We start from the raw sequence: 20046 nt of genomic DNA, 5'->3' as shown, positions 1-20046 counted from the left end.
ATTCAGCTCTTCCACATTCGGCACCCGGGCAGTATCGGCGAAAGCCGGCAGCCATTTGCCCAAAATGCCGGTTTGCCCCGAGCGAACGGGTGGTCCGGGGCGTGGTGGGTTGAGTGCTTTGCTGTGAAAGCGCGGGGCGGTGATGAGCCGGAAGTCACCCGCAGGCAACCATCTCACTTCAAGGCACAGGCGACCTTGGCATCCTGCGCCACCGCCGATGTCGCCACCGAGGCCACGATGCGGTCCCGGCCTTGCCGCTTGGCGATGTACAGGTTGTCATCGGCCACGCGCATGGCGCCATCGCCATCGCCATCGCAGGCCTGGGCAATGCCCACGCTCTGCGTCACGCTGAACTGCTTGCCATCGTAGACAAAGATCTGCGAGCGCACCCCCGACGACATCAGCTGCGCGACGCGCTCAGCCTGAGCCAGGCCAGTCTCTGGCAACAGCACGGCGAACTCCTCGCCCCCAATGCGTGCCGCCGTGTCGATCTGCTCGCGTGTGGTGTTCTTGAGGATGCGGCCCAACTCCACCAACACTGCATCACCCGCCGGGTGGCCCCAGGTGTCGTTGATCTTCTTGAAGTGGTCCACATCGCACATGACCAGGCAGAACGGGCGCTTGCTGCGCGCGTGCCGATGAGATTCGATTTCCAGTTGCGTCATGAAACTGCGGCGATTGGCCAGGCCCGTGAGCATGTCGGTGCGCACCAGGTTTTCCAGTTCGCGGCGTCGCTCGCCCAGGGTGTTGAACAGGAAGAACACCATGCCTGAGAACAACAGCAGGCTGAAGTTCAGCACCACACGGCACCAGATCTGCCACCACCAAGCCAGGCCGTCACCCGTGAACACCGGCCCGCTGAGCAGTGGTGCATAGGGCACCAGCCCTTGCGCCACCAGGGCCTCGTTGACAAGCACCATACCAGCACCAATGATCAGACTGGGCTTGAGCGTCTTGAAATCGAACAAGGCCCGTGCCAGCAGGATCGCGGTCAGCACGGACACGCTGACCGGGGTGTCCTTCAGCCCGTAAGCGATGGCCAATGCGATCAACACCACCACGGTGGGCGTGACGGTGAGCATCGGCAGCCAGGTGCAGGCCGCATCGGTTTTGCGCCGCCCCCAGCAATGGAGGCTGACCCCCGCCAGCCCCGCGATGACCAAGACCAGCAACACCTGCACCGCCATCAAGGCGCTTGGGTGATAGAAGGCCCGCGCCTGCGGATGGACCTGCGCAAACGTGTGCAGGCCCGTGAACAGCAACAGCATGGGGATGGCGGCCGCCGAGAACAGCAGGCAACTGATCACTGGCCGACGGGCCAGCAGTTGTTCGGCCAGCCAGGGCTTGAGCTCTCGCCACCGTCGCGCCCGGGTCATGGCACCGCCTCCACCGCCATGGAATAGATGGCTTGATCGCGACCGCCCTGCTTGGCCCGGTACAGGTTGCGGTCGGCCTGCTTCAGGGCTTCTTCAATGGGCTCGCCACGGCACTCGACCACGCCCATGCTGACCGTGAGGTGGAAACTTTCACCCTTGACGTTGAAGGTGTGCTGGCGCAGCCCTTCAGCGATGCGACGGCAAACGATCTCCGTGGCCGCCAGCGACGTGTCGGGCAGCAACACGGCGAACTCTTCGCCACCAATGCGGGCCGACTGATCGGTGGGCGTGCGCACGCCTTCGGTCAGGATCTGGGCCAGGCGGCACAGCACCTCGTCGCCTGCATGGTGCCCATAGCGGTCGTTGATGCTTTTGAAGTGGTCCACGTCCAGCAGGATCAGGCAGTAAGGCACGCCCGAGCGCGCGTAGCGGCGCGACTCGGAGGTCAGACGCTCCATGAAATAGCGGCGGTTGGACAAGCCCGTGAGCACGTCGGTGTAAGACAGTTTGGCCAATTGCAGGTGCAAACCATCCAGACGCTTGAACAGCACAAACACCAGGGTCAGGATCATGGCCCAGCCCAGGTAGAACACCGTGTTCTGCCACAAGCTCAACCACCAGGTCGGCACCCCACCCTCGAAAGCCTGGGCATTGAGCAGGGGCGCGTAAGGCAACCAGCCCAACATCACCAGAACATCCTGACCGGAGTGGATGAGCAAGCACGCGATGAACACCCGCAGGATCGTGTCCACGCTGAACAGCAACAGCCCAACGGCCAGCACGCCCAGCAGCACCAGGGCCATGCCCGTGGTGAAGGCGCCGGTGGCCACCACAATGGCCAGGTAACCCAGGCCGATGTTGAAGGTGACCAGCAGGTTGGCCTTGGGCACACGGTCAGGCAGGCTGCGCCTCGTCCACAACCAGGAGCCGATCACGATGCTGATCATCAGCACCACACTCAAGAGTGACTGCAGGGCGATCAGCGTCCCGTGGTTCACGCCCTCAGCCACTTCCGCATTGAGGAATGCCGCGCTGTTGAACAGCCAGAAGAGGACGAAAAAAGGGGACGACATCAGCACTGCCAGCAAACATCGGTTGGCAGGCGTCCAGCTGTCCAGCAGATGGTCAAGCGTTTGTCGCATGCGGTGCTATCGACCGCCCCATGGGAATCTTGAGCGACAGCCGATCAATGACGATCAATCGCCAATTGCGTCACGCCAAATCACGCGCGCTCAGCTCAACGCTTGAGCTTGTAGCCCGTCTTGAAGATCCAGGCCACGATGGCCAGCGACACGGCCATGAAGCCCAAGGTCATGGCCAGGCTGATGCCCACGTCCACGTCAGCCATGCCATAAAAGCTCCAGCGGAAACCGCTGATCAGATAGACCACGGGGTTGAACAAGGTGACTGTTTGCCACACCGGGGGCAGCATCTTGATTGAATAGAAGCTGCCGCCCAAAAAGGTCAGCGGCGTGACGATCAGCAGCGGCACCACCTGCAACTTTTCAAAGTTGTCGGCCCACAAACCAATGATGAAGCCCACCAGGCTGAAGGTCACCGAAGTGAGCACCAGAAACAGCAGCATCCAGAACGGGTGCGCAATCTGCAGCGGCACGAACAGCCCCGCCGTGGCCAGGATGATCAGGCCCAGCAGGATGGACTTGGTGGCCGCCGCCCCCACATAGCTCAGCACGATCTCAAAATGCGAAATGGGTGCCGACAGCAACTCGTAGATCGTGCCGGTGAACTTGGGAAAGTAAATGCCGAAGGAGGCGTTGGAGATGCTCTGCGTGAGCAGCGACAACATGATCAGACCCGGCACGATGAAGGCGCCATAGCTGATGCCATCGACCTGCTGGATGCGCGTGCCAATCGCCGCGCCAAACACCACGAAGTACAGCGAGGTCGAGATGACGGGCGAGATGATGCTTTGCATCAGGGTGCGCCGGGTGCGCGCCATCTCGAAAGCGTAGATGGCCTTGACGGCGTGCCAGTTCATGCGTGGTCCTTCACCAGGTTGACGAAGATGTCTTCCAGCGAGCTTTGTTTGGTCTGGATGTCCTTGAACCGGATGCCGGCCTGCTGCAGGCTGGACAACAAGGCTGTGACATCGGTGCGCTCGTCCAGCGAGTCGTAGGTGTAGGTCAGCTCGCGGCCCTCGTTGGACAGGGTCAGGGCGTGCTCGGTCAGGCTGGCGGGCAACTGGGGCAGCGCATCTTGCAACTGCAGGGTCAACTGCTTCTTGCCCAGCTTGCGCATCAGCTCGTCCTTGTCTTCCACCAGCACGATCTCGCCCTTGTTGATGACGCCGATGCGGTCGGCCATCTCCTGGGCTTCTTCAATGTAGTGCGTGGTCAGAATGATGGTCACGCCCGACTTCTGCAGCAGGCGCACCAGGTTCCACATGTCGCGCCGCAGGTTGACATCGACCCCGGCCGTCGGCTCGTCCAGGAACAGGATCTGCGGTTCGTGCGACAAGGCCTTGGCAATCATCACGCGGCGCTTCATGCCGCCCGACAGCGTGATGATCTTGCTGTCCTTCTTGTCCCACAACGACAGGTCTTTCAGCACTTTCTCGATGTAGGCCGGGTTGGCCGGTTTGCCAAACAAACCCCGGCTGAAGGACACCGTGGCCCACACCGTCTCGAAGGCGTCGGTGGTCAGCTCTTGCGGCACCAGGCCGATCAGGTCGCGCGCAGCCCGGTAATCGGACACATTGTCGTGACCATCGACCACCACGGTGCCCGCGCTGGCGGTGACGATGCCGCAAATGGTGCTGATCAGCGTGGTCTTGCCCGCGCCGTTGGGGCCCAGCAAGGCCAGGATCTCGCCACGGCGGATGTCCAGGTTGATGTCCTTGAGCGCCTGGAAGCCCGAGGCGTAGGTTTTGGACAGCTTGGCGACTTGGATGATGTGGGGCATGTCGACCACGATACCCGATGTGGCCACGCCCCTCATTCAGGGGTGGAGAAAGCTGCATTCCGTCATGATCTGCGCCCTGGCGTGCGGGCATTTCCCGACGCAAAACGGCGTCAGACGGCGACACTGAGAACTGGCTTTGTTGCACCCCATACCGACCGCCGTTCCCGATGTCGTCCCCAGCCTTGTCTTTCTCTGCCCAGAACGCCGCGCCCGATCTCGAACTGGAGGCGCGCGTCACCAACGGCCGCCACCAGGCGCTGCACGAGCGGCTGGCCTTCTCCATGACCTTCGGCATCGTGACTGCTGCCGGGGTGGTCGCGGTGCTGCATGACAAGGTGCCCCACCGGCTGCTGGGGGCCTGGTTCGCAGCGCGCCTGCTGATCGCCATCACCCGCATGGCCCATTCGCACTTGCGTGGGCCGGGCAGAGGGGTCTCGGGCCGGCACGAACTGCGGGTCTACCGCCTCCTGGCCGTCCTGGACAGCATCGCCTGGAGCGCCCTGGGCTGGGCCATCACGCCCATCCACCAACTGGACATTGCCGTGGTCAGCATCAGCGTGCTGATCGGGGTGGCGGCCCTGGCCACCTGCATGCTGCATGTGGATTTCATCACGGCGGGCCTCTTCATCGTGCCCATCCTGCTGCCCAATGCCGTGTATGCCGCGACCCGTCACGACAGTCTGGGCTGGTTCTGCGCCCTGGCCACCATCGGCTTGATGGTGGCCCTGATCATGGAGGCGAGGCGCTCCAACCTGCGCATCATCGAGTTGCTGCGGCTGCGGCTGCAAAGCGAGAAGGTGGCCCAGGCCCAGGCGCTGGCCCTGCAACAGGCCCAGATGCTGAGCGACACCAAGGGCCGCTTCCTGGCCACCATGAGCCACGAAATGCGGACCCCGCTGCACGGCATGCTCGGCCTCGTCCGCCTGCTGCGCCAGCGTGAGCAGGACGCGCAGGCCGTGCACCGGCTGGATCTGGTGCGCAGCTCGGGCGAGCACCTGGTCAGCGTCATCAACGACATCCTTGATTTCTCCAGCATGGAGGCGGGCCGCCTGCCCCTGCACGAGCGCCCCTTCAAGCTGCGCGCCTTGCTGGAAGAAGTGAGTGCCACCACCACCGTGAGCGCCACCGAAAATGGCCTGAGCCTGAAGGTGCAGATCGAGCTGAACCGCGACGAATTCGTCATGGGCGACCCGGTCCGCATCCGGCAGGTGCTCCACAACCTGCTGGGCAACGCCGTCAAGTTCACCAGCAAGGGCTTCGTGCGCTTGCACGCCACGCGCGATGCGCTCAGCGGAGAAGTGCGCATCCAGGTGCAGGACACCGGCATCGGCATCCCCTCCCACGAGCAGGCCCGCGTTTTCGACGCCTTCCACCAGGCAGAGGGCACCTACCAACGCCGCTTTGGCGGCACCGGCCTGGGCCTGGCCATCTCCCGCGAGCTGTGCCGCGCCATGGGCGGCGACCTGGACTGCCGCAGCGAAGTCGGCGTGGGATCGCTCTTCACCTTCAACCTGCCCTTGCCCGTGGTGCACGCCGAGCGGACCACCCAGCCCGGGGCCCTGGATGGCGCGCCCGCCGCAGGCCAAGCCGCGTGGACCGAACACATGCCCGAACCGCACGTGCTGCTGGTGGAAGACAACCCCGTGAACGCCCTGGTAGCGCAGGCCGAGCTGCAACTGCTGGGTGTCAAGGTGACCATGCTGGGCAATGGCCGGGAAGCCGTGGACTGGCTGGCCGGCCAGCAGGCCGACCTGGTGCTGATGGACTGCGAGATGCCCGTGTTGGATGGCTTTGAGGCCACACGGCAGATCCGGGCCCGCGAACAGCTGGAAGGCGCCACCCCGGTCAGCATCGTCGCGCTGACGGCCAACGCGCCCGACCTCTGCGGCGATCGCTGCCGGGACGCGGGCATGAACGGCCAGTTGTCCAAGCCCTTCCGCTCACAAGACCTGGCGCAGACATTGGCCCTGCACCTGCCCCGGGCTCCACAGCACGCCTGAGCAAACCCGCGCCCGGGCCGTGGCGCGTGACCGCGACACTTGACGGGTTTAATTGACGACAGCAGGATCAATATCTGACAAACTGACATTCAAAACTTCCTGATTCAAGGGTATCTCCGCCGCTGATCTAAAGGGTCGCCAGGGATTCCCCGAAATGGCACCACAACGGCCGTTGTTAAATTCCTTTCGTGCCCCGCAAAGGCGCCTTCAAAAAACCATTGAAACAAGGAAAAAACATGCAAGTTCTGAGCACCCAGGAAGTGTCCCAAGTCAGCGGCGGCGAAAGCCTGATCGACGCGATCCACCGCGCCGAATACAACGCTTATGGCGTGCCGCTGATCAATGCAGGCATCTACGCGATCAACCTGTTCTCGACCACGAAGATCCCTTACGTGACGAAGAAGGCTGCGCCCTGAGCCGCTTGAAGGTTTAAAAAAACCCGCCCGGCCGTCGCAGCCCGGCGGGTTTTTTCTCACCATGCCCTCCTCTCGCCTGCACACTGTGTTGCCCCCTCTCCACGATGAACATCGGCGGCTTGTCCATGCATGCCAAGCCCTCGCGGGCCGACTCGCCATGGCGTTGGGCCTGCTGATCACCCCGTTGCCGGCCCTGGCCTCGGGCACCTTGGCTTTGCACTGGGCCACGTCCTTGAGCACCCCGGAAGATCCCCGGCCGGCACCCTCGAGTCACCCTTCAAAGCCTGCACCAACCGCAGGCGAGCAGGCCTCAAGAGCCACGCCCTGGCCCCGGATGCTGCTGGCGGCCGACCAGCAAGCAGCCTCCAACCGGGCCTTTGACGCGGGCGCCCAGGCCGCGCAGGCCCTGAGCCGACAAGCCTGGGCCACCGCCTGGATGCCCCGGGCCGATGCCAGTGCCAGCGCCAGCCGACGCCGCCAGCAGATCAACGAAACCACGGTGAACACACCGGCCACTGCCTTGTCTGTATCGGCCACCTTGCCACTGTGGCGCGCCGCCGACCAGGCCACCGCCCAGGCGCAAGCGGCTCAAGCCGAACAAGCGCAATGGCAGGCGCGGGGGAGCCGGACCAACGTGGCCCGCGAACTGAGCATGGCCTTCCTCATGGCCATCGAAGCGGCCGAACAACGCCGTCTCACGCTGGCCCAGCAGGATTTGCTGCAAGAACAATGGCGCATCAACGATCGCCGCCTGCAAGCCGGTGCGGGCACCATCCTGGATGTGCTGGAAACGCGCACCCGCATCGACCAGAGCCGGGTCACGGTCCAGGACCTGGAGGCCCGCCTGGCCACCCAGAAGCTGACACTGGAACGGCTCAGCCACCAAGCGGTGACGCTGGCCACCGGCTTCCACGAACACAGCCCGGACCTGCCGACCGCCGTGTCATCGTTGGACGAGGCCTTGCTGCTGGCCCCCAACCGCCATCCCCCATTGCGTGACGCCCTCGCCCAGGTCAAGGCCGCCACGGCCACCGACCAGGCCCGCACCGCCGAACGCTGGCAACCCACCGTGGACGCCGTGGCCAGCACCAGCCTGGTCCGGGAAGTGCCCCAGCTTGATGGCTTCAGCCAGCGCCAGACCACCCGGGAGCGTGCCATCGGCGTGCAGATGAACTGGGCCTTGTTCACAGGCGGTTTTCAGCAAAGCCGCACCCGCGAGTCCGCCGCCCTGCTGATCCAGGCCCAGGCTCGGCGCGATGAAGCACAAGCCCAGGTCGAAGCCGCCCTGCGCGACGCCTACCAGACCTTGTCGCAGGCCCGCCAGGTGATCACGCTGCAGCGCCAGGTCGAGCAAACCGCTTCGGCCACGTACGAGGCGCTGCGCAAGGCCTTTGTGGCCGGCCTGCGCACCAACCTCGACCTGCTCAACGCCCAGCAACAGATCTACACCGCCCGGCAAAGCCTGGTCACCGCGCGCATCAATGCCCTGTCGGCCCAGGTGAACATCCTGGCCTTGCTGGACCAACTGGATGCCGACCACGTCACGCCCTTGATGCCTTTGTTCGACACCGCCCCCTTGCCCTTGCTGGCAGAGAGCACGCCATGAGCACCCCTGCCCAATCCCTGTTCCGCCAGGAGGTTCTGGACGCGCGTTCAGACACCTCGTCCGGCCCCTCCATCGACATCCGCCCCGTGGGCGCTGGCCGTCTCACCTTCTTCTTCCTGTGCCTGGCCGCGCTCGTGCTGGCGGTGCTGGTCTTCGGGCACTACACCAAGAAGGAGCGCGTGCAAGGCGTGGTGCAGCCCCGCGACGGGGTGGCCATGATCGTGCCCATGGAACCCGGCATCGTCCAGCGCGTGCTGGTCACCGAAGGCCAGGCCGTCAAAGCGGGCGACGTGATCGCCGAGATCAGCAACGAACGCTTCAGCGACGCGGGCAGCACACAAGCACTGTTGCAGAAGAACCTGGAAAGCCAGCGCAGCCAGATGCGCAACCAGGCCGAAGGCCAGGCCCAGGCCAGCACCGCGTCCCTGGCCGCGCTGGACCAGCGCATCGCCCAAAGCCGCCGCGACCTGCTGACCCTGAGCGAAGAGATCCAGCTGCAAGAGCAGCAGATCGCCTCGGCCCGCAAGCTGGTGGACCAGTTCAAGCCCCTGCTGGACGAACGCATCATCTCCGACCTTCAGTACGAGCAGCAACGCCAGCTGCTGCTGGACCAGACCGCGCGCTTGCAAACGCTCAAACGCCAACGCAGCGCGGCAGAGGGCGACCTGGCCTCATCGCAGGACGAGCGCCAACGCCTGCAGGCCCAGCACCGCATTGACCAAGCCAGCCTGGGCCGTGACCTGCTGAGCCTGCAGCAAGAAGAAGTGCAACGCCATGGCGCGCGCCGGGTGCTGCTGAAAGCGCCGGTCGATGGCATCGTGTCGGGCCTGCTGGCCACACCGGGCCAAAGCGTCAACGCCAACATCACCCTGGCCTCCATCGTGCCGACGCGCTCGGCCTTGGAGGCCACGCTCTACCTGCCCAGCACCTCCATTGGTTTCATCAAAACCGGCCAGCGCGTGCGCATCAGCTACGACGCCTTTCCTTACCAGCGCTTTGGCCAGTACCAGGGCACGGTGCGCAGCGTGTCGCAGACCGACGTGCCCATGGCCAGCGGCAACCCCCAAGGTGGCACCGACCGCCGCGCGGTCTTCATCGTGCGCGTGGCCCTGGACCAGCCCAAGGTGCGCGCCTATGGCACCGACATCGCCCTGCGGCCAGGCCACACGCTCACGGCCGACATTGAGATTGACCGGCGCCGGCTGATCCGCTGGATGCTCGACCCCCTCTTCGCCTTCAGCGGAAAACTCTGATGAGCACGAATCTTCTTTCCCTGTGGCAGCGCAAGTCAGCGCCGCTGATCCTGCAATCGGAAGCGGCCGAGTGCGGCCTGGCCTGCCTGGCCATGGTCGCCAGCGCGCATGGCCACGAGACCGATCTGCTGACCCTGCGGCGCCGCTTCGAGCTGTCATCGCGTGGTGCCACGCTGGCCCGCCTGATGAACATCGCCGAGCACCTGGGCTTTGCCAACCGCGCCGTGCGCCTGGAGATGGACGAGCTGCCGCAGTTGCAGACCCCCTGCCTGCTGCACTGGAACCTGAACCACTTCGTGGTGCTGACCAAGGCCAACTCGCAACGCATCACCATCCTCGACCCCGCCTTGGGCGAGCGCACCCTCACCCTCAAGGAAGCCAGCCCGCACTTCACCGGCGTGGCACTGGAGCTGTCGCCCAGCACCAGCTTCGAGAAGAAGCAGGAGAAGACGCCGTTTGACCTGCGCCTGCTGTTCACCGGCCAGCGCGGCCTGTGGCGTGCCTTCGGCCAGATGGCGCTGCTGTCCATCGTGCTGGAGGTGTTTGGCATCCTCATGCCCATGCTCAGCCAGTGGATCATCGACGACGTGGTGGTCACGCGCGATGCGCCGCTGCTGGCCGTGCTGGCCATCGGCATCTTCCTGCTGGCGGTGATGTCGCTGGGCACGCGCCTGGTGCGCACCTGGATCGTGCTGGGCGCCAGCCTGTCGTGGCGCGTGTCGTCCAGCGCCAATGTGTTCCGCTACATGCTCAAGCTGCCGCTGGCCTACTTTGACAAGCGCCACACGGGCGATGTGCTGTCGCGCTTCGGCTCGGTCCACACCATTCAGGACACCATCACCAACCACCTGGTCGAGGTGGTGCTCGATGGGGCGGTCAGCCTGATCACGTTGGGCCTGATGTTCTTCTACAGCCCGACGATGGCCATGGTGGTGCTGGCCGTGGCCGTGCTGCAGGCCATCGTGCGCTTTGCCGTGTTCAAGCCCTACCGGCAGGCAACCGAAGAAACCATCGTGCGCGAGGCCAATGCGCAAACCTACTTGCTGGAGACCCTGCGCGGCGTGGCCGCCATCAAGTTCTTCGCCAAGCCGGGCTGGCGCGTGGGCGGCTGGATGAACCAGCAGGTGGCCATGGTCAACGCCTCGGTCAAGCAACAGCGCATCAGCCTGCTGTACCAGGGCGTCAACGGCCTGATCAGCGCGGTCGAGCAAGCGCTGGTGATCTACCTGGCCGCGCGCATGATCCTGGACGAGCAGTTCTCCATCGGCATGCTGGTGGCCTTTCTGGCCTACAAGAGCCAGTTCCTGCAGCGGGCCTCCGAGCTGCTGGAGCGGGTCATCAACCTGCGCCTTTTGAAACTGCAAGGCGAGCGCCTGGCCGACATCGTGCTGACCGAGCCCGAACCGCCCTCGCCTGCCCAGGCTGAAGCGTCTTTGAAGACCGATGGCCCGATGACCTTGTCACTGCGCAACGTCACCTTCCGCTACGCGATGGGTGAAGCGCCGGTGCTGGACGACATCAGCATGACCCTGCACAGTGGCCAGGCCATCGCGGTGGTGGGCCCTTCAGGCTGCGGCAAGTCCACCTTGCTGAAGGTCCTGTCGGGCCAGGTCACGCCTGAATCAGGCGAGGTGCTGGTCAATGGCGTGCCCATCCGCCGCATCGGCTCCGAGGCCTTCCGCTCGGTGCTGGGCACCGTGTTCCAGGACGACCAGTTGTTCACCTGCTCCATCTACGACAACATCGCCATGAACGACACCGAGGCCACGCCCGAGAAGGTGATGCTGGCCGCGCAGCAAGCCTGCATCCACGAAGACATCCTGCGCATGCCCATGGGCTACCAGACCCTGGTGGCCGGCATGGGCACCACGCTGTCGGGTGGGCAGAAGCAGCGCATGCTGCTGGCCCGGGCGCTGTACAAGCAGCCTCGCTTCCTGCTGCTGGACGAATACACCAGCCACCTGGACTTCGAGACCGAACGCCATGTGCAGGAAGCCATCAACCACCTGGGTTGCGGCCGCTTCATCATCACGCACCGCCAGCACAGCCTGAGCGAAGGCGACGAGATCCACGTGCTTTCGGGCGGCAAGCTGATCAAGCTGGTGGAGCAAACCCCGCCGGATGGCGATCCCGACGCGGACCACGCGAACGTGACGCCACTGCTCACGCCAAAGGCAGTGTGACGATGAACACCGAGCCCTCGCCCAGCTTGCTTTGCACGCTGATGCTGCCCCCGTGCGCCTCGACCAGCTGCTGCGTGATGTAAAGCCCCAGACCGAGACCGGTGTGCGATGCCGGGTCGGCCACACGCACGAACTGCTCAAAGATGCGCCGCTGCGCGTCCGGCGCGATGCCGATGCCCCAGTCGCGCACCTCGATGCGCGCGGCATCGGACGATGCGGTGAGGGTCAGCTCCACGGGCTTGCCCGCGCCATAGCGCAAGGCGTTGCTCAGCAGGTTGATGACCACCTGCTCGATGCGGAACTCGTCCCAGTGGCCGGTGATGCCTGGCTGGATGTTCACCCCGATGACGCTGTCGCTGTCCTGCCGGGGGAAGTCGCCCACCAGGCGCGCCAGCAAACACGACAGGTCCGTGGTCGAGGGCCGGATGGACAGCTTGCCGTTGCGGATGCGTGAAACATCGAGCATGTCCTCGATCAGGCGCGTCATGCTTTGCGACTGACGCCGGTACTTGGCGAACATGCCGGACAACTGTGTCGGCCCAAAGAAATCCGCGTTGCCTTTTTCAAGGTGCTTCTGGCGCACCTGGATGTCGATGGACAAGGCGCTCAAGGGCGTGCGCAACTCGTGCGCCACCAAGGACATGAAGTCGTCACGCATCTGCAAGGCGTTCTGCAACTCCACCTTGGTGGCCTGCAGCTCGGTCAGCAAAGCCTGCTGCTGCCGACGGCTTTCTTCCAGCGCCACCACTTGCCGCTGCGTTTGCTGACGCTGGCGGTGCAGGTCCACGAACACGCTGACCTTGCTCTTGACGGCGCAACTGTCCAGCGGCTTGTACAAAAAATCCACCGCGCCGTTCTCGTAGCCTTTGAAGGCGTGGTTGCGGTCGCGGTTGGCCGCGGTCACAAAGACGATGGGGATGTGGCGCGTCTTCTCGGTACCACGCATCAACTCGGCCAGCTCGAAGCCCGTCATGCCCGGCATCTGCACGTCCAGGATGGCCAGCGCGAACTCGTGCTCCAGCAGCAGCCCCAGGGCCTCTTCGCCCGACGAGGCTTGGTAAACCAGGTGGTCTTCGTGCTGGATCAAGGACTTCAGTGCCAGCAGGTTCTCCGGCAAGTCGTCCACGATCAGCAGCTTGGTGCGGTCGTCGGTCATGGTTTTTCTCGTCCCAGTTTGAGCAGCAATGCGTGGATGTCGCTCAGCGACAGGATCAGGTCGGGCGCCTGCTGGCGGATGGCCGCCAGGGGCATGGTGTTGGACTGCGCCTGCTCGGGGTTCTGCACCACGGTCCAGCCGCCACGCGCCTTGATGCGGGCCATGCCTTGTGCGCCATCGTGGTTGGCACCGGTCAGCAAGATCCCGACCAGGCCCGGCCCATAAGCGTCGGCCGCCGACACCATCAGCACGTCGATGGAGGGCCGCGAGTAGTTGACCGGGTCTTCACCACTGAGCGACAGGCTGTGGTCGCTTTCGACCGACAGGTGGTAGCCGGTGGGGGCCACGTAGACCGTGCCAGGCTCGATGGGTTGCTTGTCCATGGCCTCGCACACCCGAACCTTCAGCCGGTAAGCCAGGATCTCGGGCAGGCGGCTGGGCTTGTCTTCGGGCAGGTGCAGCACCACCATGATGGGCAGGTTGAACGAAGCGGGCAAACCCACCAGCACCTTCATCAGGGCATCCACGCCCCCCGCCGACGCACCGATGACCACGGCGTGAACAGCCTGTGATGCGGGGTCAAACGAGGTGGTCGTGAGCAGGGTCATGGCGGCAACTCGTCAACGCTTGCGGAACAGGCGCTCGGCCTTGACCACGGGGTCGAACCGGTCGGCGAACGAGGAGAAATCCAGGCTTTCCTTCGAGCCCAGGCCCAGGAAGCCCCGGTGGCACAGAGACTCGTGGAACAGGCCCAGGGCCCGGTCCTGCAGGTTGCGCTTGAAGTAGATCAGCACATTGCGACAGCACACCAGGTGCATCTCCGAGAACACATGGTCGGTGGCCAGGCTGTGGTCGGCGAAGGTGATGTTGTCGGCCAGCGTGCGGTCAAACCTCACGGCGTTGTAGGCGGCCGTGTAGTAATCCGAGAACGCCGCCGTGCCACCCGAGGCCTGGTAGTTGGCGGTGAAGGCCTGCACGCTGGCGAGCGGGAAGATGCCCTGGCGCGCCTTGTCCAGCGAAGCAGGGTTGATGTCGGTGGCGTAGAGCATGGTGCGCTCCAGCAGGCCTTCTTCGCGCAAGAGGATGGCCATGGAGTAGACCTCCTCGCCCGTGCTGCACCCGGCGATCCAGATCTTCAGCGACGGATAGGTTCGCAACACCGGCATGACGTGCTGGCGCAAGGCCAGGAAGTAGCTGGGGTCGCGGAACATCTCGCTGAACGGGATGGTCAGGATGTCCAGCAACTTCTGGAAAGCGGTGGGGTCGTGCAGCACCTTGGACTGCAGGGTCGAGATCGTGTCGCACTCCAGCTGCTGCAAGGCGTACAGCACGCGCCGCTTCTGCGACGAGCCTGAATAGTCGCGGAAGTCATGGCTGTATTTGGCGTAGATCGCCTCCATCAGCAAACGCAATTCCAGATCGGCGTGCGGCATGGCGTGGTCCTCAGAGCCTTTCCATGGCGGGCATCCACACGCGCAAGAGCGAGAACAGGCGCTCCAGCTCCACCGGCTTGGCCAGGTAGTCGTTGATGCCCGCACGGCGGCATTGCTCCTGGTCGTCCTTCATGGCCTTGGCCGTGATGGCGATGACGGGCAGCTTGGCGAAAGCCGGGTTGGCGCGCAAGCGGCGCGTGGCCTCCAGGCCGTCCATGCCCGGCATCATGATGTCCATCAACACCAGGTCGATGTCATCCACCTGCTCCAGCTTGGCCAGGGCTTCGAAGCCATTGCGGCCCACCTCGACCAACAGGCCGCGCTGCTCCAGCGCACTGGTCAGAGCGAAGATGTTGCGCACGTCGTCATCGACCAGCAGCACCTTGCGGCCCTCCAGCACCTTGTCGCGGTTGCGCGCGGCTTTCAGCATGGTCTGGCGCTCGGCCGAGAGTTGCGACTCCACCGTGTGCAGGAACAGCGTCACTTCATCGAGCAGGCGCTCGGGCGAGCGCGCGCCCTTGATGATGATGGAGCGCGAGTACCTGTTCAGTTCGGTCTCTTCCTGCCGCGTGAGGTTGCGGCCGGTGTAGACGATGACTGGCGGGAAGGAGCAGATGTCCTCGCGCGTCATGCGCTCCAGCAACTCGCTGCCATCCATGTCGGGCAGCTTCAGGTCGATGACCATGCAGTCGAACACCGTGTTGCGCAGCAGGTCCAGGGCCTGCTCGCCACGCTCCACCGCCGCGATCTCGATGTCTTCGTCGCCGATCAGGTGCACGATGCTGTCGCGCTGGCGGGCGTCGTCCTCCACCACCAGCACGCGCTTGACCTTCTTGGTGCTTCTCTCTTCCAGCTTGTTGAAGACATCCCTGAGGGCTTCACGCGTGGTCGGCTTGATGGCAAAGCCGATGGCGCCCATGTGCAGGGCCACCTCGCTGACGTCCTCGGCGGCCACGATGTGCACGGGGATGTGGCGCGTTTGCGGATGGTCCTTGAGCTGTTGCAGCACCGCCAGGCCCGAGTCGTCGGGCAAGCGGATGTCCAGCAGGATGGCGTTGGGCAGGTGTTGCGTGGCCAAGCGGAAGCCTTCGGCCGCGCCATGGGCCACCAGGCACTGGTAGTTCATCTCGTGGGCCAGGTCGAACAAGATGGCGGCGAATTGCGGATCGTCCTCGATGACCAGCACCAGGCGCGCGCCAAGCGCGAGCGCTTGGCGGTCGTCGGCAAAGGCCGGGATGATGTCGGTCGGCGGTGGCGGCGGGCTGGCCAACACGGGCGCGACAGGTGGGGCCAACGCGGCCGTGGTCACCGCACGCGGGGCAGGCGCCGGGGCCGCGGGCCGGTCGTCCGAGCGGTCCACCCACTGCTGGGGCAGGTCAAGGGTGAAGGTGCTGCCCCGCCCAGGCTCGCTGTCCACAAAGATGGCCCCGCCCAGCAGGCCCGCCAGTTCGCGCGAGATCGACAACCCCAAGCCCGTGCCACCGTACTGGCGGTTGATGGTGCCATCGGCCTGGCGGAAGGCCTCGAAGATGACCTCCTGCTGTTCGGGCGCGATGCCGATGCCCGAGTCCGACACGGCAAAAGCGATGCGCCCATCGGCCCGGCCTTGCACCGTCATCGAAATCTTGCCCTGGTCGGTGAACTTGATGGCGTTGGACAGCAGGTTCTTCAGGATCTGCTCGACGCGCTGGCGATCGCTGAAGATCGACACGGGCGCGTCGGCCGCCACCTGGATGTCAAAGGCCAGGTGCTTCTCGCCCGCCAACGGGCTGAAGGTCATGCGCAGTGAATCGACCAGGCTGTTCAGCGACACCACCTGCGGCGTCAGCTCCAGCTTGCCCGCCTCCACCTTCGAGATGTCGAGGATGTCGTTGATCAGGGTGAGCAGGTCGTTGCCCGCACCGTAGATGGTCTTGGCGAACTTGATCTGCTCTTCGTTGAGGTTGCCCGCCTTGTTGTCCCACAGCAGCTTGGCCAGGATCAGCGAGCTGTTCAGCGGCGTGCGCAGCTCGTGCGACATGTTGGCCAGGAACTCGGACTTGTAGCGGCTGGCGCGTTGCAACTCGTCGGCGCGGTTCTCCAGTTCCTCCTGGGCCTGCTTGAGGGCTTCGTTCTTCTTGTCAACGATCAGGGCCTGCTCGGTCAGTTGCACATTGATCTGCTCCAGCTCCGCCTGCTGGTGCTCCAGGTTGGTCTGGGATTCGGTCAGCACGCGGGACTGCTCTTCCAGCTCTTCATTGGCGGTGCGCAGCTCTTCCTGCTGGGTCTGCAGCTCTTCGTTGAGCTGGTGCGTTTCTTCCAGCGCGTCCTGCAGCCGCTGGCGGTATTGGGCGGCCTCCACTGAAGCCCCCACGTTGGTCGCCAGGATTCGCAGCAACTCCAGGTCACGCTCCACCACCGGCCGCATGAAGCCCAACTCCATCACGCCGTTGACCTGGCCATCGTTGCTGATCGGCAGCAGGACCACGTCGGTGGGGGCCCCCGTGCTCAGGCCCGTGGTGACCTTGAAGTGGTGGTCGGGCACCTGCGGCACGTGCTTGAGCTGCCCGTCCGCGGCCACCTGCCCCACCAGGCCATGGTCCAGGTCAAAGCTTTGCTCGACCTGTTCATGCTGCTTGTCAAACCCATAGCCGCCCACCCGATGCAACTTGCCGGCGCCGTTGCGCACGTACAAGGCGGCCACGGCCACCCCCAGGTAGCCCGCCATGAACTCCAGAACTTGGCGGCTCAACACCGGCAGGGTCAACTGGCCCAGCAAGCGCTCGGCCAACTGGGTCTGGCCAATGCGGAACCAGGCCTTCTCCTGCAAGGCTTTGGTGCTGAGCACGTGCTGGCGCAGCGCGTCACCGTAGCTGGTCGAAAGGGTCATGATCTGGCGCCGCCCGCTCAAGGCGATGAGCCCGCTCAAGATCAGCACCAGGCTCACGTAGGACACGATCACCCAGAACGTGGTTCGGCGAGCCGCTTCATTGCGCTCCTGAAGGAGCTTGTCTTCCGCGTCGATGAAGGCGCGCACTTCCCGGCGGATCTCGTCGAACAACTGCTTGCCGGTTTCCGCCCGGATGATGCCGAGGTAGTCGCCCTGGGTTCGCTTCAACTCGAGGATGCGTTGGGCAAACTGATCCCATTGCTGGTGCAGCATCTCGATGCGGTGGACCCGGTCAAGCTGAACCGGGTTGTCTTGCACCAGGGCCTTCAGGTTGAGCAGCTCCGAAGCCATTTTGGGCTTGGCCAGGGTGTAGGGCGCCAGGAACTTGCCCTCGCCGGTGATCAGGAACCCGCGCGTCCCGGTTTCCTGGTCCAGGATCACGATCTTCAGTCGGCTGGCATTGCCGATGACGCGGTGGGTGTGCTCCACCCAGCTGAGCTGGGCCAGCAGGAAAAAGATCAGCCCGATGAAGACCATGGCGCTGAAGGCTCCCACGGCCAGTGGCAAGGTCAGGTGCCGCGTCAGAACGCGTTGGAAATGCGCTGTCTCTAGAGAGGTCTGTTCAAGCATCTGAGAGAGTCCGGGTGAAATCCAGGAGGAAGGCTTGGGAATTGTCGGGCAGTTGAGGCTATCTCACGGCGTCCCGACCGCAAGACGCGGCAATGTCCTACAAGATCCGGGGCCGCTGTCCGGTGCCCTGGGGTGCCTCCTCGCGGAAAACTGGCGTTTGAAGTCAACAGGTCAGGTCATGGCTAGGCGCTCCAAACAATCCCTCTGGACTCGGTCCCTACAGCGCACGGCGAGCGCCCTCACCCGCAGCACGATCAAGGCGGGCAGCCGCGCGTTGACGAAGTCCCTGCGCGCACCCACGGCCAAGAAGGCACGGGGCCTCACCAGCCAGGGCGACTGGATCACCGGTGTGGCCATGGCTTCCATGGGCGCGCGCCGCTACCACCTGTTCAAGCCAGCGGGTGTTCAGTTGAACGAACGCCTGCCTCTGCTGGTGATGCTGCATGGCTGCGGGCAGGACGCCCAGTCGTTTGCCCTCAGCACGCGGATGAACCGGCTGGCGGCGCGCGAGCGCTTCCTGGTGCTCTACCCTGAGCAGGACCGCCGGGCCAACCCCCAGGGCTGCTGGAACTGGTATGGCACGCGCACCAAAGTGGCCTATGGCGAAGCAGCCATCCTGATGGCGGCCGTGCAGCAAGTCAGCCTGCTGTACCCGGTGGACCCGCACCGCATCGCCATCGCGGGCATGTCGGCCGGGGCCAGCATGGCGGCCCTGATGGTGACGCGCTACCCCGATCAATTCAGGGCCGTGGCCATGCATTCGGGCGTGCCGCCCGGCGCCGCCGAATCATCGGTGTCGGCGCTGGCGGCCATGCGGGGCCGAGGTGCCATCCAGGCCTTGTCCACCAGCACCAACTGGCCGGCACTGTTGGTCATCCACGGCGATCAGGACGTCATCGTGGCAGCCAGCAACGGTCAGGCCGCCGCCAGGCTGTGGGCCGAGGCGGCGGGCCCACATGTCGAGAAAAGCCGACAGGTGAGCCGGGGCCAGCGCCACCCCATGACGGTGACCGACTTCAAGGTGCGAGGCGGCCGGACGGTGGCCACTTTGTGCGCCATCGACGGCCTGGCCCACGCCTGGAGTGGCGGCCAGGCCCGGCAGGCCTACAGCGACGCACAGGGCCCGGATGCCTCTCGCATGATCTGGTCGTTCGCGGCCAGGCAGTTCGAGATCACCAAAGCATGACACCCAAAACCTTTAACCCCCCAGCATCATGAGCACCACACCACGCCTGTTCAACATCGACTGCAAACTGTCGTACAAATTGGCCCAGACCACCGACTTCGTGTTCCAGATACACGCGCTCGAAGGCCAGGACCAGCACATCCAGTCCGAATCACTCAAAATCACGCCCAGCGCGCACTACCGCGTCTACGAGGATCCGCAAGCCGGTCAACGCTTCTTGCGCGTGCAGGCCCCGGCCGGCACGCTGACCTTGCGCTACAAGGCCAAGGTGCAGGTCACCAGGCCCCCTCGCCGGCGCAAAGCCCCCGAGCTGCCCATTGCCGAGTTGCCCGACAACGTGCTGCACAACCTGATGCCCACGCGTTATTGCGAATCCGACCTGCTGGCCTCGGCCGCGGTCAAGTTGTTTGGCAAGGTGCCCCCGGGCTGCTCACGGGTCGAGGCCATCTGCGAGTGGATCCACCAGAACATCGAGTACCGCACCGGCTCCAGCGACAGCACCACCACGGCTTGTGATGTGTTCCTGCGCCACGCGGGCGTTTGCCGCGACTTTGCCCACCTGGGCGTGACCCTGTGCCGCGCGCTGAACATCCCGGCGCGCCTGGCGGTGGGCTACGCCATGTTCGACACGCCGCCGCCGGACTTTCACGCCATGTTCGAAGCCTATGTGGGCGGCCGCTGGGAGTTGTTTGACCCGACCCGCATGTCCGACCCGCGCGACCTGGTGCTGATCGCCACAGGCCGCGATGCCAAGGACGTGGCCTTTGCCACCATCTTTGGCCCCGCCCAGACCCTGGCGATCCTGCCCGAAGTCGAACGAGGTTGATGGGGCCGTGCCCTCTCAGGGCACGTTGATGGCGGCGTTGTCCTTGGAGGTCTCGACGCCGCCCATCAACTCGCCCACCGCCTTGAGCTCGTCCACCCGGTCACACACGGCCTTGATGGCCATCAGGATGGGAGTGCCCAGCAGCAGGCCCCACACACCCCACAACCAGCCCCAGGCCAGCATGCCCACG

15 protein-coding genes are annotated in these 20046 nt (G+C 64.6%); 7 read left to right on the top strand and 8 right to left on the bottom strand.

Annotated features, from left to right (window positions below; translation table 11 throughout):
• Positions 1-173: 173 nt before the first annotated feature.
• From Q7V20_RS18475 to Q7V20_RS18460, 4 genes are all read right to left on the bottom strand, one after another.
• A complete protein-coding gene (locus tag Q7V20_RS18475) occupies positions 174-1376 on the bottom strand; it encodes a GGDEF domain-containing protein (protein WP_304794648.1) in 1203 nt (400 codons plus the stop codon).
• Positions 1373-2449: a GGDEF domain-containing protein gene (locus Q7V20_RS18470; protein WP_304794645.1), complete on the bottom strand. Its 1077-nt coding sequence runs from the start codon at positions 2447-2449 to the stop codon at positions 1373-1375. The genes Q7V20_RS18475 and Q7V20_RS18470 overlap by 4 nt, the downstream gene beginning before the upstream one ends.
• A gap of 164 nt (positions 2450-2613) precedes the next feature.
• On the bottom strand, positions 2614-3375 hold the full coding sequence (locus tag Q7V20_RS18465) for an ABC transporter permease (protein ID WP_304794642.1): 762 nt from the start codon (positions 3373-3375) through the stop codon (positions 2614-2616).
• Positions 3372-4298, bottom strand: coding sequence for an ABC transporter ATP-binding protein (locus tag Q7V20_RS18460; RefSeq protein WP_304794701.1), 927 nt, complete (start codon positions 4296-4298; stop codon positions 3372-3374). The genes Q7V20_RS18465 and Q7V20_RS18460 overlap by 4 nt, the downstream gene beginning before the upstream one ends.
• A 167-nt stretch (positions 4299-4465) precedes the next feature.
• Between Q7V20_RS18460 and Q7V20_RS18455 the strand changes: the two genes are divergently transcribed.
• From Q7V20_RS18455 to Q7V20_RS18435, 5 genes are all read left to right on the top strand, one after another.
• The gene (locus tag Q7V20_RS18455; protein WP_304794640.1) at positions 4466-6298 is read left to right on the top strand and encodes an ATP-binding protein; all 1833 of its coding nucleotides are present in this window, start codon (positions 4466-4468) and stop codon (positions 6296-6298) included.
• Between the two features lie 236 nt (positions 6299-6534).
• Complete coding sequence (locus Q7V20_RS18450) at positions 6535-6714, top strand: hypothetical protein (protein WP_304794637.1); 180 nt, start codon at positions 6535-6537, stop codon at positions 6712-6714.
• 157 nt (positions 6715-6871) lie between these two features.
• Entirely contained in the window at positions 6872-8320 is a 1449-nt protein-coding gene (locus Q7V20_RS18445) for a TolC family protein (RefSeq protein WP_304794634.1), read from the top strand.
• Positions 8317-9573, top strand: coding sequence for an HlyD family secretion protein (locus Q7V20_RS18440; protein WP_304794631.1), 1257 nt, complete (start codon positions 8317-8319; stop codon positions 9571-9573). The genes Q7V20_RS18445 and Q7V20_RS18440 overlap by 4 nt, the downstream gene beginning before the upstream one ends.
• Positions 9573-11756: a peptidase domain-containing ABC transporter gene (locus Q7V20_RS18435; RefSeq protein WP_304794629.1), complete on the top strand. Its 2184-nt coding sequence runs from the start codon at positions 9573-9575 to the stop codon at positions 11754-11756. Before Q7V20_RS18440 ends, Q7V20_RS18435 begins: the two co-directional genes overlap by 1 nt.
• Here the strand turns inward: Q7V20_RS18435 and Q7V20_RS18430 are convergent.
• The 4 genes from Q7V20_RS18430 to Q7V20_RS18415 are packed head-to-tail and all read right to left on the bottom strand — an operon-like array spanning position 11737 to position 17844.
• Positions 11737-12912, bottom strand: a complete 1176-nt coding sequence (locus Q7V20_RS18430) for a hybrid sensor histidine kinase/response regulator (RefSeq protein ID WP_304794626.1) — start codon at positions 12910-12912, stop codon at positions 11737-11739. The genes Q7V20_RS18435 and Q7V20_RS18430 overlap by 20 nt on opposite strands.
• The gene (locus Q7V20_RS18425; RefSeq protein ID WP_304794623.1) at positions 12909-13520 is read right to left on the bottom strand and encodes a chemotaxis protein CheB; all 612 of its coding nucleotides are present in this window, start codon (positions 13518-13520) and stop codon (positions 12909-12911) included. The genes Q7V20_RS18430 and Q7V20_RS18425 overlap by 4 nt, the downstream gene beginning before the upstream one ends.
• Before the next feature lie 12 nt (positions 13521-13532).
• Positions 13533-14345: a protein-glutamate O-methyltransferase CheR gene (locus Q7V20_RS18420; RefSeq protein ID WP_304794620.1), complete on the bottom strand. Its 813-nt coding sequence runs from the start codon at positions 14343-14345 to the stop codon at positions 13533-13535.
• 10 nt (positions 14346-14355) lie between these two features.
• Positions 14356-17844 carry a response regulator gene (locus Q7V20_RS18415; protein WP_304794617.1) on the bottom strand — a complete coding sequence of 1163 codons (3489 nt, stop codon included), beginning with the start codon at positions 17842-17844 and terminating at the stop codon, positions 14356-14358.
• Positions 17845-18022: 178 nt separating this feature from the next.
• On the opposite strand from Q7V20_RS18415, the gene Q7V20_RS18410 reads away from it, so the two are divergent.
• On the top strand, positions 18023-19030 hold the full coding sequence (locus tag Q7V20_RS18410; protein WP_304794614.1) for a PHB depolymerase family esterase: 1008 nt from the start codon (positions 18023-18025) through the stop codon (positions 19028-19030).
• 28 nt (positions 19031-19058) lie between these two features.
• The gene (locus Q7V20_RS18405) at positions 19059-19856 is read left to right on the top strand and encodes a transglutaminase family protein (protein WP_304794611.1); all 798 of its coding nucleotides are present in this window, start codon (positions 19059-19061) and stop codon (positions 19854-19856) included.
• Positions 19857-20046 lie beyond the last annotated feature (190 nt).

The sequence above is a fragment of the Aquabacterium sp. genome, assembly GCF_030652515.1.
Classification (GTDB): Bacteria; Pseudomonadota; Gammaproteobacteria; order Burkholderiales; family Burkholderiaceae_C; genus Aquabacterium.
This window is presented reverse-complemented; position numbering and strand designations above follow the sequence as displayed.

Bases quoted from the DNA above. Each gene is read 5' to 3' on its own strand.
- Q7V20_RS18475 (WP_304794648.1), bottom strand. From the start codon at position 1,376: ATGACCCGGGCGCGACGGTGGCGAGAGCTCAAGCCCTGGCTGGCCGAA.
- Q7V20_RS18470 (WP_304794645.1), bottom strand. From the start codon at position 2,449: ATGTCGTCCCCTTTTTTCGTCCTCTTCTGGCTGTTCAACAGCGCGGCA.
- Q7V20_RS18465 (WP_304794642.1), bottom strand. From the start codon at position 3,375: ATGAACTGGCACGCCGTCAAGGCCATCTACGCTTTCGAGATGGCGCGC.
- Q7V20_RS18460 (WP_304794701.1), bottom strand. From the start codon at position 4,298: ATGCCCCACATCATCCAAGTCGCCAAGCTGTCCAAAACCTACGCCTCG.
- Q7V20_RS18455 (WP_304794640.1), top strand. From the start codon at position 4,466: ATGTCGTCCCCAGCCTTGTCTTTCTCTGCCCAGAACGCCGCGCCCGAT.
- Q7V20_RS18450 (WP_304794637.1), top strand. From the start codon at position 6,535: ATGCAAGTTCTGAGCACCCAGGAAGTGTCCCAAGTCAGCGGCGGCGAA.
- Q7V20_RS18445 (WP_304794634.1), top strand. From the start codon at position 6,872: ATGGCGTTGGGCCTGCTGATCACCCCGTTGCCGGCCCTGGCCTCGGGC.
- Q7V20_RS18440 (WP_304794631.1), top strand. From the start codon at position 8,317: ATGAGCACCCCTGCCCAATCCCTGTTCCGCCAGGAGGTTCTGGACGCG.
- Q7V20_RS18435 (WP_304794629.1), top strand. From the start codon at position 9,573: ATGAGCACGAATCTTCTTTCCCTGTGGCAGCGCAAGTCAGCGCCGCTG.
- Q7V20_RS18430 (WP_304794626.1), bottom strand. From the start codon at position 12,912: ATGACCGACGACCGCACCAAGCTGCTGATCGTGGACGACTTGCCGGAG.
- Q7V20_RS18425 (WP_304794623.1), bottom strand. From the start codon at position 13,520: ATGACCCTGCTCACGACCACCTCGTTTGACCCCGCATCACAGGCTGTT.
- Q7V20_RS18420 (WP_304794620.1), bottom strand. From the start codon at position 14,345: ATGCCGCACGCCGATCTGGAATTGCGTTTGCTGATGGAGGCGATCTAC.
- Q7V20_RS18415 (WP_304794617.1), bottom strand. From the start codon at position 17,844: ATGCTTGAACAGACCTCTCTAGAGACAGCGCATTTCCAACGCGTTCTG.
- Q7V20_RS18410 (WP_304794614.1), top strand. From the start codon at position 18,023: ATGGCTAGGCGCTCCAAACAATCCCTCTGGACTCGGTCCCTACAGCGC.
- Q7V20_RS18405 (WP_304794611.1), top strand. From the start codon at position 19,059: ATGAGCACCACACCACGCCTGTTCAACATCGACTGCAAACTGTCGTAC.